Annotated in this window: 13 protein-coding genes; 2 read left to right on the top strand and 11 right to left on the bottom strand. The window is 69.5% G+C overall.

Features of this window, described 5'->3' with window-relative positions; genetic code table 11:
* Positions 1-3 precede the first annotated feature (3 nt).
* The 10 genes from accD to leuC all read right to left on the bottom strand — a co-directional run bounded on the left by accD (position 4) and on the right by leuC (position 11,666).
* Entirely contained in the window at positions 4-1,017 is a 1,014-nt protein-coding gene (accD, locus tag NHL60_RS08130) for an acetyl-CoA carboxylase, carboxyltransferase subunit beta (RefSeq protein WP_253451264.1), read from the bottom strand.
* Positions 1,018-1,096: 79 nt separating this feature from the next.
* Positions 1,097-1,912: a tryptophan synthase subunit alpha gene (trpA, locus tag NHL60_RS08125; RefSeq protein WP_253451261.1), complete on the bottom strand. Its 816-nt coding sequence runs from the start codon at positions 1,910-1,912 to the stop codon at positions 1,097-1,099.
* 7 nt (positions 1,913-1,919) lie between these two features.
* The gene (gene trpB / locus NHL60_RS08120; RefSeq protein WP_253451258.1) at positions 1,920-3,134 is read right to left on the bottom strand and encodes a tryptophan synthase subunit beta; all 1,215 of its coding nucleotides are present in this window, start codon (positions 3,132-3,134) and stop codon (positions 1,920-1,922) included.
* 67 nt (positions 3,135-3,201) lie between these two features.
* The gene (locus NHL60_RS08115; protein ID WP_253451255.1) at positions 3,202-3,837 is read right to left on the bottom strand and encodes a phosphoribosylanthranilate isomerase; all 636 of its coding nucleotides are present in this window, start codon (positions 3,835-3,837) and stop codon (positions 3,202-3,204) included.
* Positions 3,837-4,757 carry a tRNA pseudouridine(38-40) synthase TruA gene (gene truA, locus NHL60_RS08110; RefSeq protein WP_253451252.1) on the bottom strand — a complete coding sequence of 307 codons (921 nt, stop codon included), beginning with the start codon at positions 4,755-4,757 and terminating at the stop codon, positions 3,837-3,839. Before truA ends, NHL60_RS08115 begins: the two co-directional genes overlap by 1 nt.
* Positions 4,758-4,764: 7 nt before the next feature.
* Positions 4,765-6,984, bottom strand: a complete 2,220-nt coding sequence (locus tag NHL60_RS08105) for a FimV family protein (protein WP_253451249.1) — start codon at positions 6,982-6,984, stop codon at positions 4,765-4,767.
* A gap of 149 nt (positions 6,985-7,133) precedes the next feature.
* Positions 7,134-8,246: an aspartate-semialdehyde dehydrogenase gene (gene asd, locus NHL60_RS08100; RefSeq protein WP_253451246.1), complete on the bottom strand. Its 1,113-nt coding sequence runs from the start codon at positions 8,244-8,246 to the stop codon at positions 7,134-7,136.
* A gap of 235 nt (positions 8,247-8,481) precedes the next feature.
* Positions 8,482-9,561, bottom strand: coding sequence for a 3-isopropylmalate dehydrogenase (gene leuB, locus NHL60_RS08095; RefSeq protein WP_253451243.1), 1,080 nt, complete (start codon positions 9,559-9,561; stop codon positions 8,482-8,484).
* A 26-nt stretch (positions 9,562-9,587) separates the two neighbouring features.
* Positions 9,588-10,235 carry a 3-isopropylmalate dehydratase small subunit gene (leuD, locus tag NHL60_RS08090; RefSeq protein ID WP_253451241.1) on the bottom strand — a complete coding sequence of 216 codons (648 nt, stop codon included), beginning with the start codon at positions 10,233-10,235 and terminating at the stop codon, positions 9,588-9,590.
* Between the two features lie 3 nt (positions 10,236-10,238).
* Positions 10,239-11,666 carry a 3-isopropylmalate dehydratase large subunit gene (leuC, locus tag NHL60_RS08085; RefSeq protein ID WP_253451238.1) on the bottom strand — a complete coding sequence of 476 codons (1,428 nt, stop codon included), beginning with the start codon at positions 11,664-11,666 and terminating at the stop codon, positions 10,239-10,241.
* Positions 11,667-11,801: 135 nt separating this feature from the next.
* Between leuC and NHL60_RS08080 the strand changes: the two genes are divergently transcribed.
* Together NHL60_RS08080 and NHL60_RS08075 are read left to right on the top strand one after the other, a co-directional pair.
* Positions 11,802-12,698 carry a LysR family transcriptional regulator gene (locus NHL60_RS08080; protein WP_253451236.1) on the top strand — a complete coding sequence of 299 codons (897 nt, stop codon included), beginning with the start codon at positions 11,802-11,804 and terminating at the stop codon, positions 12,696-12,698.
* A gap of 117 nt (positions 12,699-12,815) precedes the next feature.
* Positions 12,816-14,060 (top strand): hypothetical protein, encoded by a 1,245-nt coding sequence (locus NHL60_RS08075; RefSeq protein WP_253452082.1) that lies wholly within the window; start codon positions 12,816-12,818, stop codon positions 14,058-14,060.
* A 14-nt stretch (positions 14,061-14,074) separates the two neighbouring features.
* Here the strand turns inward: NHL60_RS08075 and NHL60_RS08070 are convergent, their stop codons facing one another.
* Positions 14,075-14,590: a zinc ribbon-containing protein gene (locus NHL60_RS08070; protein WP_253451233.1), complete on the bottom strand. Its 516-nt coding sequence runs from the start codon at positions 14,588-14,590 to the stop codon at positions 14,075-14,077.
* Between the last annotated feature and the right edge of the window lie 67 nt (positions 14,591-14,657).

Genomic DNA, 14,657 nt, shown 5'->3' with positions numbered 1-14,657 from the left:
GGATCAGCGTCGGCCCTCTTCCCGGGCGTCGTCGGCCGGGGTCTCCGGCGCCTCGCTACCGGCGGCTTCCACCGGCTCGACGGGCTCCGCGGGGGCCTCGTCGACCACCGCCTGCTGGGCGGCATCGACCAGGTCGGGCTCGGGTTCGGCGATGCCCGCGGCGGGCTGGTGGGTCAGCTTGCGCAGCACGCCGCCCAGGCGGTCGCGCATCTCGCTGCGGTGCACGATCATGTCCACAGCGCCATGCTCGAGCAGGAACTCGCTGCGCTGGAAGCCTTCGGGCAGCTTCTCGCGCACGGTCTGCTCGATGACCCGGGGGCCGGCGAAGCCGATCAGGGCGTTGGGCTCGGCCACGTTGAGGTCGCCCAGCATGGCCAGCGACGCGGAGACGCCGCCAAAGACCGGGTCGGTGAGCACCGAGATATAGGGAATGCCGGCCTGCTTGAGCTTCTCCAGGGCGGCGGAGGTCTTGGCCATCTGCATCAGGGAGAAGAGCGCCTCCTGCATGCGCGCCCCGCCGGAGGCGGAGAAGCAGATCAGCGGAATGCCCTCCTCCAGGGCCAGGGTCGCCGCGCGCACGAACTTCTCGCCCACGACGGCGCCCATGGAGCCGCCCATGAAGGTGAATTCAAAGGCCACCACCACCACCGGCAGGCCATCGAGGCGGCCACGCATGGCGACTAAAGCGTCCTTCTCGCCGGTCTCCTTCTGGGCCGCGGCCAGGCGATCCTTGTACTTCTTGGAGTCGCGGAACTTGAGGCGGTCGACGGGCTCCACCTCGGCGGCGAGCTCCTCGCGACCCTCCTTGTCGAGGAACCAGTCGAGGCGCTTGCGGGCGGTCAGCCGCAGGTGGTGGTCACACTTGGGGCAGACGTTGTGGTGCTTCTCGAGTTCGGGAAGGTAGAGCACCGCCTCGCACTTGGGGCACTTGCGCCACAGGCCGTCGGGCACGCTCGCCCGGCGGTCCTTGCGCTGGATACGCCCCATGGAGGGCACGATCTTGTCTAGCCAGCTCATGTCAGAAAGGGTTCCGTCATCTGGTCGGCGCCCGGGAGAGCCCGGGCGCATGAATCGAGTCGTGTGGCGAGGGCCGCGATCAGCGGGGACTCAGGGCGTCCAGGGCCTGGCGCATCTCGCCCAGCACCGCCTTGAGTTCGCCGGCGATCGCCTCGGGGCGCTCGGCATTCTCGGCGATGCGGCTGACCAGCGCCGAGCCGACGATCACGCCGTCGGCTACCTTGCCCACCTCGGCGGCGGAGGCGCCGTCGCGGATGCCGAAGCCGACGCAGAGCGGCAGGTCGGTCAGTTCGCGCAGCGGCGCCAGGTGGTCGGCGACGTCCTGGGCATTGAGGATCGCCGAGCCGGTCACGCCCTTGAGGGAAACGTAGTAGAGATACCCCTCGCCGTGGGCGCATATTGTAGCGGCCCGGGCGTGGGAAGTGGTAGGGGCAACCAGGAAGATGGAGGCCAGGTCCCGCGACTTGAGCAGCGGGCCGAGCTCCTCGGCCTCCTCCGGCGGCATATCCACGGTCAGCACGCCATCGACGCCGGCCTCGGAGGCCTGGTCGGCGAAGGCCGCGAGGCCGATGCGCTCCATGGGGTTGAGGTAGCCCATCAGCACCACCGGGGTGGTGCTGTCGGTCTGGCGGAACTCGCGCACCATCTCGAACAGGTGGGAGAGGCGCACGCCGCGCTTGAGCGCCCGCTCGCAGGCCTTCTGGATCACCGGGCCGTCGGCCATGGGGTCGGAGAAGGGCACGCCCAGCTCGATGACGTCGGCGCCGGCCTCCACCAGGGCGTGCATGAAGCCCACGGTGTGCTCGGGGCCGGGGTCACCGGCGGTGATAAAGGGGATCAGCGCGCGGCGACCCTGGGCCTTGAGCTCGGCGAAGCGTTGGTCGATACGGTTCATCATTCCCTCAGATCTCGATGCCGTCGAGCTTGGCGACGGTCAGGATGTCCTTGTCGCCGCGGCCCGAGAGGTTGACGACGATGTTCTGGTCGGGGCGCATGGTGGGCGCCAGCACCTTGGCGTAGGCCAGGGCGTGGGCGGACTCAAGGGCCGGCATGATGCCCTCCACGTGGGTCAGCTCCCGGAAGGCCTCGAGCACGTCCTTGTCGTTGGCGGCCACGTAGTTGACCCGCCCCACGTCCTTCCAGAGGGCGTGTTCGGGGCCCACCCCCGGGTAGTCCAGGCCCGCGGAGACCGAGTGGGTATTGGCGACCTGGCCACCCTCGTCGGACATCAGGTAGGTGCGGTTGCCGTGGAGCACGCCGCGCGGCGCCCCGGAGGAGAGCGGCGCGGCGTGGCGGCCGGTCTCGACGCCGTCGCCACCGGCCTCGACGCCGTACATCACCACCTCGTCATCCTCCACGAAGGGGTAGAAGAGCCCCATGGCGTTGGAGCCGCCGCCCACGCAGGCGATCAGGGCGTCGGGCAGCCGGCCGAACTCCTCGAAGGACTGGCGGCGCGCCTCGCGGCCCACCACGGCGTTGAAGTCGCGCACCAGCATCGGATAGGGGTGCGGGCCCGCCACGGTGCCGATGATATAGAAGGTGTCGTCGACATTGGTGACCCAGTCGCGCAGCGCCTCGTTCATGGCGTCCTTGAGGGTGCGGGTGCCGGACTCCACCGAGATGACGTTGGCACCCAAGAGGCGCATGCGGTAGACGTTGAGCTTCTGGCGCTGGATGTCCTCGGCGCCCATGTAGACGTCGCACTTGAGCCCCAGGCGGGCCGCCACGGTGGCGCTGGCCACGCCGTGCTGGCCGGCGCCGGTCTCGGCGATCACCCGGGGCTTGCCGCTCTTCTTGGCCAGCAGCGCCTGGCCGATGGTGTTGTTCACCTTGTGGGCGCCGGTGTGGTTGAGATCCTCGCGCTTGAGCCAGATCTGGGCACCGCCAAGCTGCTTCGACCAACGCTCCGCATGGTAGAGCGGTGAAGGACGACCCACGTAGTGGGCCAGGTCATAGTCGAATTCCGCCTGGAAATCCGGATCATCGCGAAGACTCAGATAGGTCTTCTCCAGCTCATCCAGGGCGAAGCTCAGGGTCTCCGAGACGAACCGTCCGCCGTAGGGGCCAAAGTGGCCGCGGGCATCCGGCAGTCGGGTCAGGTCACTGAACTTGCTCACGAAAGACACCTCACAGGTCGCCAGAAGGGCTTGGGGATTGAAATCGGTGGCCGAAGCGAGGGGGCGCTCAGCCGGCACGGCGCCGGGCATCGCCCTCGCCCGCCGCGGCCATGAAGGCCGCCATGCGCTCGGCATCCTTGATGCCGGGGGCGGCTTCCACGCCGCCGGAGACATCCACCGCGAAGGGCGCCACGGTGGCGATGGCCTCGGCCACGTTATCGGCGTTAAGGCCTCCGGCGAGAATAACAGGTTTTGCCAGCCCTGCGGGGATTCGCGACCAGTCGAAGGTCTCGCCGGTACCGCCCGGCACCCCGGGGCGGTAGGCGTCGAGCAGCAGCGCCCGGGCACCGCGGTAGGCCTCGGCGGCGGCGGACAGGTCGAGGTCGTCGCGCATGCGCAGCGCCTTGATCCAGGGGCGCCTGAAGCCGTCGCAGAGGGCCGGCGGCTCCTCGCCGTGGAACTGCAGGAGGTCCAGATGCGTGGCGCAGCGCTCGATCAGCGCCGGGTCCTGGTCCACGAAGAGCCCCACCCGAGTGACGAAGGCGGGCACCCGCTCGGCAAGCTCGGCGAGAAGCGCCTCGTCCACGGCGCGCTTGCTGCCGGGCCAGAGCACGAAGCCCAGCGCATCGGCCCCGGCCGCTACGGCGGCATCGACGTCTTCGGGGCGGGTGAGGCCGCAGAGTTTCACGCGAGTACGCTGCATCACGACGCCTCCCCCTGCGCCGCCACCGGCCGGCCGCGGCGAAACTCGACCATGGGGCAGTCGGGCAGCGCCCGCTCGCCGGTCCACTCCCCCAGGAAGGCGAGCAGGTTGGGCCCCAGGGGCTCGGCGGGCAGGCCCCAGCGCTCGTCGTAGAGGGAGTCCACGAAGTGCAGGCCGCAGGCCGGCGCGGTGACGTCGGCCCGGGTGCGGTCCTTCAGCGCCATCAGCTCGGCCAGGTAGTCGTCGCCGGCCTCGCCGCGCCCCACGGTGACCAGGGCGCCGACGATATTGCGGATCATGTGGTGCAGGAAGGCGTTGCCCTGGACATCCACCACTACCAGGGGCCCGTGGCGATGCACCTCGATGAAGTGCAGGTGGCGCCAGGCGGTCTTCGACTGGCAGCCGGCGGCGCGGAAGCTGGAGAAGTCGTGCTCCCCCACCAGCGCCTGGGCCGCGCGGTGCATGGCGTCCGCGTCCAGGGGGTCGCGGCACCAGGTGACGTTGGCCCGCTCCAGCACCGGGCGGCTGGGCTGGTTGAGCAGCACGTAGCGGTAGCGCCGGGCCAGCGCCTTGAAACGGGAGTGGAACTCGTCGGGCACCTCGCGCACCCAGCGCACGGCGATATCCCGGGGCAGGTTGGCGTTGACGCCGAACACCCAGGCCTTCTGGGAGCGCGGGACCGGGGCATCGAAGTGGATCACCTGGCGGGTGGCGTGCACCCCGGAGTCGGTGCGGCCGCTGGCGTGGATGCGCACCGGCACCCCGGCCACCCTGGCCAGCGCCGCCTCCAGGGCGGCCTGCACCGAGGGGGCATGCTTGAGGTACTGCCAGCCGCAGTAGGCGCTGCCGTCATACTCGACCCCCATGGCAAGGCGTCCGGTCAAGGGGGTACGGTCGTCGAGGGGTTGGAATAGGGTCATGCGATCATCAGGTATCCAGTCGTGTCAGCAACGCCGCGGCCTCGTCGTGAATGGCCGGCTCCTCGCTGAGCATCAGCTTGCCGAGCAGCTCCCGGGCCTGTTCGGCCTCGCCGGCCTCGAGAAGGCGCCGTGCCTCGGCCAGCTGTTCCCGGGCAGCGCTCGAAGAGGACTGGACATTATCCGGGTCCAGGGGCGGGAAGGAAACCTCCTCGACCTCCCACTCCTGGGGCAGCGCCTCGGGCTCCTCATCGGGCGCCTCGACGGGGCGGGGGGAGGTGAACTCGACGCTGGGCTGCATCGGCGTCTCCTCCCGCGGGGCCGGGTCATCATCCAGGCTGGGGGGGCGGTAGTCGATGATCTCGCGGCCATCGTCGAGCCGGCGAGTGGCGATCTCGGGCAGCGGGGAGGCCTCAGGCTCGGCCGAGTGCGGCTCGGAGGCGTCCGGCTCGCTAGCGCCAGGCTCGGGGGCCGTCGGCTGGCCGGCGCCGTAGCGCTCCAGCAGGCGCTCGACCTCCTCGCGCACCGCCGGGCTCCCCCCTTCATGGAGGCGCCGCGCCTCCTGCTCGGCCTCCTCCCGATTGCCCTGCTCGAGATGGACGGTCAACAGCTTGAGCCGCAGGTCGTCACGCTCGGGCTCCCGAGCGAGGCTGGTATCGAGCAGCTCCCGGGCCTGGTCGTAGCGGCCGTAGGCAATAAAGATATCGGCCTCGCTGATCGCTTCGGCCTGGGGCAGCGCCCCCTGGACGGAGTGCACCGGCGCAGCACCGGGGTCGGACGACGCCTGCGGCGACACCGGCGGCTGGGCACCTGGCACCCCGACCCGCACGGCGCCCGCCGTGGCGCCGCCGGCCTCCTCCTCGCGACGGCGACGGCGGACTACCAGCCAGATCGCCAGCAGCGCGGCCAGGCCGGCGCCGCCCAGCACCAGGTTGCGATCCACCTCGCCCTGGTAGACGGCCCCCCACCAGGGAGTTTCCTCCGCCTCGCTGCCGGGCGTGGCGATGCCACCGGCACCGGGGCCGTCAGCGCCCGCCCCTCCGGCGGCCAGGGCCGCCAGCTGTTCCTGCAGCGCTTCCAGCTGCTGGCGCATCTCGCCCAGCTCGCCCTGAAGCTCATCGCGCTCCTCCTGCACCGCCTCGAGGGTCTGCTGACTCTCCAGCCAGCGGGCCTCGAGGCGCACCAGGCGCTCGTCGCTGCCCAGCTCCCCGTCACCAGAGGGCACGCCACCCAGGAGGGCATCAAGCAGGTCGGGATCGATCTCCAGCGCGGCGCTGCCCTCGACGTCGCCCTCTTCCGCCTCGCCGTCCGCCTCGCCGCCGACCTCCCCCTCGGCGGCCACCTGGGCATCAGTCAGCAGCGTCAGCCGCGGACTCTCGGCAGCGGCGGCGGGCTCATCGACGGCCAGAGCAGCGCTTCCACGGCTGGCCCAGGCCTGGTGCATCTCGCTGACAAGACGCTCGGCCGCGGCACCGGAGCGCGCGGCAATGGCCTCCCGGCTCGGTACCACCAGGGTGACGCCGGCGCGCATGGCGTTGATGTTGCCCGACGGGAAGGCCTCGGGGTTGGCCTCCACCAGCGCCACCATCATCTGGTTCATGCTGATGCCGCTATCCGGCCGCAGGCGTCCTGCCACCCCCCACAGGGTGTCACCGCTACGGACTCGGGCCGGGTTGCCGGCCTGGGCCGGGGTAGTGGACGGTTGCGGCCCCGCCGCCGTGGGACTCGTGGTAGGCGCTGGCTCCGCTGATGCGACGGAGGCCGGGGCCGCACGCCGGCTGCCACTGACCAGCGCCGGCATCTGGTCATAGTCGGGCGGGTCGAGCAGCAGGGTGACCTCCCGGAGCTGCTGGCCACCCGGCCAGTCGAAGCGCAGCAGCAGGTCGAGCCAGGGCTCCCGCACCGTACGCTCGGTGGTGAGGTCCACCACCAGCCGCCCCTGCCGCTGCTCCACCGCCAGTCTGACGCTTGCCGCCAGCGGCGTCCGCGGCAGGCCAGCCGCCGCGAAGGCGCGCTCGTCCGCCACCGAGACGTTGAGCAGGTCGGCCTGGATCCCGGCAGAGTCGGTGAGCGGGATGGTGGCGCGCAGCGGCGCATTGAGGGTCGAGCGCACCTCGGCCTCCCCCAGGCCAAGCGCCTGGCTCTGGGCGGCATAGACCATCAGGGTCAGCAGAGCAGCGGATTTCGACAAGGCGAGCTTCGTCACGGCGAGTTGCGACCTGTGCGTCATGAAATGTTCCCGGAATCACACCATACCGCAGCATGATGCTGATGGTGTTTTTTACATTATGAGAACATTTTATATCATCTATACGCAGTTGGGGCGCCCCTCCCGGAGGGGCGCCCCACTCAACCTGCCGGCTGGAGCCAGCGAGGGCCTTACTGTTCGCGCAGGATCTTGAGCATGCGCTTGAGCGGCTCGGCGGCCCCCCACAGCAGCTGGTCGCCAACGCTGAAGGCGGAGAGGTACTCGCCGCCCATGGCCAGCTTGCGCAGGCGGCCCACCGGCACGGTGAGGGTGCCGGTGGCGGCGGCCGGGGTCAGGTCGCGGATGGTCGCTTCCTTGTCGTTGGGCACCAACTTGACCCACTCATTGTGCTTGGCCAGACGATCCTCGATCTCGTCGATGGGCACGTCCTGCTTGAGCTTGATGGTGAAGGCCTGGCTGTGGGAGCGCATCGCGCCGATGCGCACGCAGAGGCCGTCGATGGGAATGGGATTGTTGTCGAGGCCGAGGATCTTGTTGGTCTCGACGCTGCCCTTCCACTCCTCGCGGCTCTGGCCGTTGTCGAGCTTGGTGTCGATCCAGGGCAGCAGGCTGCCGGCCAGGGGCGCGGTGAAGTTCTCGGTGGGGAAGTCGCCCGAGCGCATCGCGGCGGTGACCTTGCGGTCGATGTCGAGGATGGCGCTGGCCGGGTTGGCGAGCTCGTCGGCCACGCTGTCGCGCAGAGCGCCCATCTGGCTCAGCAGCTCACGCATATGCTTGGCCCCGGAGCCGGAGGCGGCCTGGTAGGTCATGGAGGTCATCCACTCCACCAGGTCGGCCTCGAAGAGGCCACCCAGGCCCATCAGCATCAGGCTGACGGTGCAGTTGCCGCCGACGAAGGTCTTGGCGCCGCGGGCCAGCTGGGCGTCAATGACATGACGGTTGACGGGATCGAGGATGATGGTGGCCTCATCCTCCATGCGCAGGGTGCTAGCGGCGTCGATCCAGTAGCCCTTCCAGCCGCTGGCGCGCAGGTCGCCATAGACCTGCTTGGTGTAGTCGCCGCCCTGGCAGGTGATGATGACGTCCAGCACCTTGAGCTCGTCGATGGCGGTGGCATCCTTCAGCGGAGGCACGTCCACGCCGACGTCGGGGCCGGCCTGGCCGACCTGGGAGGTGGTGAAGAAGACCGGCTCGATGCCGTTGAAGTCCCCATCTTCCACCATGCGCTGCATGAGCACGGAACCGACCATGCCGCGCCAACCGACGAAACCGACTTTCAACATGTGAAGTCCTCCAGAAATCGAATGTGGGAAGTATTATACAGAACCGAGCGCCGAGCTGCAGGGCGCAGGCAGCAGGCAGCAGGCAGCAGGCAGGGGTCAGACTCTTAAGTATGCTTTGGTCTTCCAGACCAAAGCATACTTAAGAGTCTGACCCCGAGCGGAGCGGTGCCACCCCGAGCGGAGCGGTGCCACCCCGAGCGGCGAGCGGCGACCCCGAGCAGGGTACGGCTGTCCCTTACAGCGACTCGAAGGCCGCCAGCACGGCGTCGCCCATCTCGGCGGTGGAGACGGTGCGGGTACCCTCGGAGGCAATATCGGCGGTTCTCAGGCCGTCGTCCAGCACCTTGCCCACGGCGTCCTCGATGCGCTTGGCGAGTGCGGGCTCGTCCAGGGAGTAGCGCAGCATCATGGCCACCGAGAGGATGGTGGCGAGCGGGTTGGCGATGCCCTGGCCGGCGATGTCCGGGGCGCTGCCGTGGCAGGGCTCGTACATGCCCTGGCCGCTCTCGTTGAGCGACGCCGACGGCAGCATGCCGATGGAGCCGGTGAGCATGGCGGCGGCGTCCGACAGAATGTCGCCGAACATGTTGCCGGTGACCATGACGTCGAACTGCTTGGGCGCGCGCACCAGCTGCATGGCGGCGTTGTCGACGTACAGGTGGGAGAGCTCGACGTCCGGGTACTCCGGCGCCAGCCGCTCCATCACCTCGCGCCACAGGATGGTGACCTCGAGCACGTTGGCCTTGTCCACGGAGCAGAGCTTCTTGCCGCGTTTCTGGGCCATCTCGAAGGCGACCTGGCCGATGCGCTCGATCTCGCTCTCGGAGTAGACATAGGTATTGAAGCCGACGCGCTGGCCGTCGCGCTCCTCGATACCCCGGGGCTGGCCGAAGTAGATGCCGCCGGTGAGCTCACGCACGATCATGATGTCGAGGCCGGCCACCAGCTCGGGCTTGAGGCTGGAGGCCTCGGCGAGCTGCGGGTAGGTGATCGCCGGACGCAGGTTGCCGAAGAGGCCCAGGTTCTTGCGCAGGCCGAGCAGCCCCTTCTCCGGGCGCTTGCTCAAGTCCTCGAGCGTGTCCCACTGGGGGCCGCCCACGGCGCCGAGCAGGATGGCGCGGGCGGCCTTGGCCTTCTCGAGGGTCTCGGCGGGCAGCGGCTCGCCGTGGGCGTCGTAGGCGCTGCCGCCGACCAGCCCCTCTTCCACTTCCACATCCAGGCCGCGGGCCTGGCAGGCGGCCAGTATGCGGCTCGCCTGGGCGGTGATCTCGGGGCCGATGCCGTCACCCGGCAGTACCAGAATCTTCTGAGTCATTGCGTCTTCCTTGTTAAGGCCCTTATTCAGGCAGAGTCGCGGAACAGCCAGGGGCGCGCGGCCCGGTGCTTGGCCTCGAAGGCGCGGATCGCCTCCTCATCCTTAAGGGTGATGCCGATATCGTCGAGGCCCTCGAGCAGGCAGTGCTTGCGGAAGGGGTCCACCTCGAACTCGATGACTTCGCCGGCGGGCGTGGTGAGGCGCTGGTTCTCCAGGTCAAGGTCCAGGGCGTAGCCTTCGCTGGCCTCCACCTCCTTGAACAGGCGGTCCACGGTCTCCTCGGGGAGGGTGATCAGCAGGATGCCGTTCTTGAAGGCGTTGTTGTAGAAGATATCGGCGAAGCTCGGGGCGATCACCGCCCGGAAGCCGAAGTCCTCCAGCGCCCAGGGGGCGTGCTCACGGGAGCTGCCGCAGCCGAAGTTGCGGCGGGCGAGCAGCACGCTGGCGCCCTGGTAGCGAGGCTGGTTGAGCACGAAATCGGGGTTGAGCGGCCGGTTGGAGCAGTCCTGGCCCGGATAGCCCTCGTCGAGGTAGCGCAGCTCGTCGAAGAGGTTGACGCCGAAGCCGGTGCGCTTGATCGACTTCAGGAACTGCTTGGGAATGATCAGGTCGGTGTCGACGTTGGCCCGGTCGAGGGGCGCGACGAGACCTTCGGTGCGTTCGAACTTCTTCATGGCTCAGGCCTCCTCAAGGGTGCGGACGTCAACGAAATGGCCGGCGATAGCGGCGGCGGCGGCCATGGCCGGGCTCACCAGGTGGGTACGCCCGCCGTAGCCCTGGCGCCCCTCGAAGTTGCGGTTGGAGGTGGAGGCGCAGTGCTCGCCGGCGCCGAGCTTGTCGGCATTCATGGCCAGGCACATGGAGCAGCCGGGCTCGCGCCACTCGAAGCCCGCCTCGATGAAGATGCGGTCGAGCCCCTCCTCTTCCGCCTGGCGCTTCACGAGGCCGGAGCCCGGGACCACCATGGCGAGCTTGATGGTGTCGGCGACCTTCTTGCCGCGGGCCACCTTGGCCGCTTCGCGAAGATCCTCGATGCGCGAGTTGGTGCAGGAGCCGATAAAGACCTTGTCGAGGCGGATATCGGTGATCTTCTGCTTGGGGGCCAGGCCCATGTACTCGAGCGCCCGGGTGTAGCCGTTGCGCAGGGTCTCGTCGGTCTGCTCGGCGGGGTCGGGGACCTCGCCGCCGATGCCGGTGACCATCTCGGGGCTGGTGCCCCAGGAGACCTGGGGCTCGATCTCGGCGGCGTCGAGCACCACCACCTGGTCGAACTCGGCGTCGGCATCGGAGACCAGGCCGCGCCAGTCGGCCACGGCCGCCTGCCACTGCTCACCGGTGGGGGCGTAGGGGCGGTTGGCGACGTAGTCGATGGTGGTGTCATCCACGGCGATCAGGCCGACGCGCGCACCGGCCTCGATGGCCATGTTGCAGACCGTCATGCGGCCCTCCATGGAGAGGCTCTGGATGGCGCTGCCGGCGAACTCGATGGCGTAGCCGGTGCCGCCGGCGGTGCCGATCCGGCCGATGATGGCCAGCACCACGTCCTTGGCGGTGACGCCCACGCCGAGATCGCCCTCGACGCGCACCTGCATGTTCTTCATCTTCTGGGTCAGCAGGCACTGGGTGGCCAGCACGTGCTCCACCTCGGAGGTGCCAATGCCGTGGGCCAGCGCCCCGAAGGCCCCGTGGGTGGCGGTGTGGGAGTCGCCGCAGACCACGGTCATGCCCGGCAGGGTGGCGCCCTGCTCCGGGCCCACCACGTGGACGATGCCCTGGCGCGGGTCGTTGATGCCGAATTCGGTGATGCCGAACTCGTCGCAGTTGTCATCCAGGGTCTGGACCTGGATCAGGGAGACCGGATCCTTGATGCCCTTGTTACCCTGGGCGCGCTCCTCCAGGGTGGTGGGCACGTTGTGGTCGGTGGTCGCCAGGTTGGCGTCCAGGCGCCAAGGCTTGCGGCCCGCCAGTCGCAGGCCCTCGAAGGCCTGGGGCGAGGTGACCTCGTGGAGCATGTGGCGGTCGATGTAGATCAGCGCGGTACCGTCGTCGCGCTCCTTGACGAGGTGCTGCGACCACAGCTTGTCGTAGAGTGTCTGGCCTGCCATATCGTTGTTTCTCCCGGGCTCGAAGCCCCTTCATGTCATGTCCGGTCTCACCCAGTGTCCGGCGGCTCGCCCATAAAATCAATTCATGTTATTTATGGATTGCATTCCTTATGGGAATAGGACAATGGAGGCACCATGGATACCCAGAGCCTGCAGGCCTTCCTGGCGGTGGCCGAGAGCGGCAGCTTCTCCCGGGCGGCGGAGCAGCTGCACCTGACCCAGCCCGCGGTCAGCAAGCGCATCGCCGCCCTCGAAGCCCAGATCGGCGCGCGGCTCTTCGACCGCATCGGCCGCGCCATCGGCCTGACCGAGGCGGGCCGGGTGCTGCTGCCCCGGGCCCGGCAGATACTGGTGATGGTGGACGACAGCCGCCGCGCCCTGGGCAACCTGAGCCATGACGTGGCCGGCAGCCTGACGCTGGCCACCAGCCACCATATCGGCCTGCACCGCCTGCCGCCCCTGCTCAAGGCCTATACCCGGGCGCACCCCGGGGTGCGCCTGGATCTGCACTTCCTCGACTCCGAGGAGGCCTATCAGGGGGTGCTGGACGGGGAGCTGGAGATCGCCGTGGTGACCCTGGCGCCCCATCCGGATCCGCAGCTCGAGGTGGTGCCGATCTGGGTCGACCGGCTCTGCTTCGTCTGCGCCCCCGACCATCCCCTCGCCGCGCTGCCGCGCCCCTCCCTGCAGGCGCTGTGCGCCCACGACGCCGTGCTGCCCGGCCCCCACACCTTCACCCGGGGATTGATCGAGGCGCGCTTCGCCGCGGCGGGGCTGCGCCTGCCGGTGGCGCTCTCCACCAACTACCTGGAGACACTCAAGATGATGACCGCTATCGGCCTGGGCTGGAGCCTGCTGCCCGAGCGTCTGGTGGCCGGCGAGCTCCACGAGCTGACCATCGACCATCCGCCCATCCACCGCCCCCTGGGCTATCTCGTGCACCGCAGCCGCACCCTCTCCAACGCCGCCCGGGCCATGCTCGCGGCCCTGGAGGCGGCCCGGGAGCCGGCGGCGAAGACAGCCGCCGGATGAGTCGTTAGACTGCTCACATTTGAGCCTGGAGCCTGTACCTTGCCCCCTGCCCCACCGCCCTCCCTTCGCCACGCCCTGGCCGGCGGCCTGATCCTGGCCGGACTCGCCCTGCAGGTGATGCGCCTGGCCGGGCTGCCGATCGCCCTGCCGGCGGTGAGCTTCGCCTTCTGGCTCGCGGTGCTGCTGCTGTGGCCTGACCTCAAGCGAGGGAATCGTCGCCAGGCGGGCGCCCTGGCGGGGCTGGGGCTCGCGCTGCTGCTGGCCTCGGCTCTGTTTCTGGATGCCGAGATCGCCTGGCTCGGCATCCTGGACGGCAACAGCTATGTGGTGGCCATGCTGGTGGGAGTGAGCTTCATCGGCCTGATCGGCAGCCGGCGAGGCCACGCGCCGCTGCCGGGCAGCGCCGTCACCGGGCGGCGCGGCACCGCCGGCACCTGGCTCGGGGTGCACCTGCTCGGCGCCGTGCTCAACCTCTCCACGGTTTTCATGGTGGGCGACCGGCTGCGCCGCCACGGCGAGCTCTCGCTGCCCCAGCTGCTGGCCTTGAATCGCGGCCTCTCCAGCGCCGCCCTCTGGTCGCCCTTCTTCGCCTCCATGGGCGTGGTGATGACCCTGGCCCCGGAGATGCGCTTTGGCAGCGTGCTCGCCGTGGGGCTGCCCCTGGGGCTGGCGGCGGGGGCGCTGTCGCTGGCCGACCTGTCGCGGCGTTTTGCACTCGCCGAGGTGCCCGGCTACTCGCTCTCGCCGGGGAGCCTCATGATGCCGGTGGCCATGGCCGTCCTGGTGCTGCTCTTTCACTATCGACTGACGCCCTCGCTCTCCATCGTCAGCATCATCACCTTCCTGCTGCCGGCGGTGGCCCTGGCCAGCAACCTGCCCCGGGGGCCGCGCTGGACCCTGCGTCGGGTGCGCGGCCACGCCCTGGAGCGGCTGCCGGCCATGCGCGGCGAGATCTCGCTATTCCTTTGTGCGGGGCTGCTTACCCAGGGGCTCTCGGCCTTTATCGACGCGGCCACCGGCAGCCAGTGGACCCTCTTCGAGCACTTCGGCGCTCCCCAGGCGGCGCTGAGCTTCCTGGCCATCGTGGCCAGCGCCGTGGCGGGGCTGCACCCCATCATCGGCGTTTCGGTGCTCGCCTCCATGCTGGAGCTGCCCGGCAGCCGCCAGACGCTGTTCGCCTTCGTGGCACTGGCTGCCTGGGCGGTGGGCACCAGCGTCGGGCCGCTCTCCGGCATCAACCTCTCGCTGCAGGGGCGCTACGGCATCAGCGGCGGCGTGATGATGCGCCACAACCTGGGCTACGCCGCCGCCCTCTCGGCCCTGGTGGTAGGGGCCATCGTCCTGCTCGACGCCTGGCTTTGACGGCCAGAGGCGCCCTACTGCGATACCCGCCGGAAGTAGCGGTGGCCGCACTGATGGCAGGGCTCGATGCGGGTGAGTTCGGGGAGGTCCACCTCGGCATCGCAGTGCACGCAGGCCATGCGGCCGGGCACCGCCATCTCGCCCTCGCAGTAGTCCGCCTGGGCCGCCTCCAGGTCCTCCTCGAAGCGTTCGCGCTCTACCACGCTGCGGTCGGCGATGGAGAGCAGCGACTCGCTCACCTTGCGCGACAGCGCCGAGAGGTCGATGCCGAGCCAGGTCGCCACGCTCTCGCCGCCGGCGCTGAGGTAGCGGCGCATGTTCTTGAGGTCGCGCTCGACCCAGGCGCGCAGCAGCGAGAGCTCATCCTTGGTGAACTCCTCGAGCTCCGCCTCGAACTCCACGGCCTCGTCGAGCTCCTTCTGCAGGTTCTCCCAGGTGAGCTCGTGGGCCCCCTCCCGCAGGCGCTCGAGCATCCGCTCGTAGCCTTCGCGCAGGCGGTGCTCCTGATGGGGCTGGTGGGAATCGCTCATGATCTGCTCCTGTTCCTGAGGGGTGCCGGCAGGACCGGGCATAGCCGGGCCGGGCCGTGCTGGGGTA

Source organism: Halomonas sp. Y3 (assembly GCF_024137965.1).
GTDB classification, from domain to species: domain Bacteria; phylum Pseudomonadota; class Gammaproteobacteria; order Pseudomonadales; family Halomonadaceae; genus Halomonas; species Halomonas mongoliensis.
Note: the sequence above shows the minus strand (reverse complement) of the source record. Positions and strands in the feature narration are given on the sequence as shown.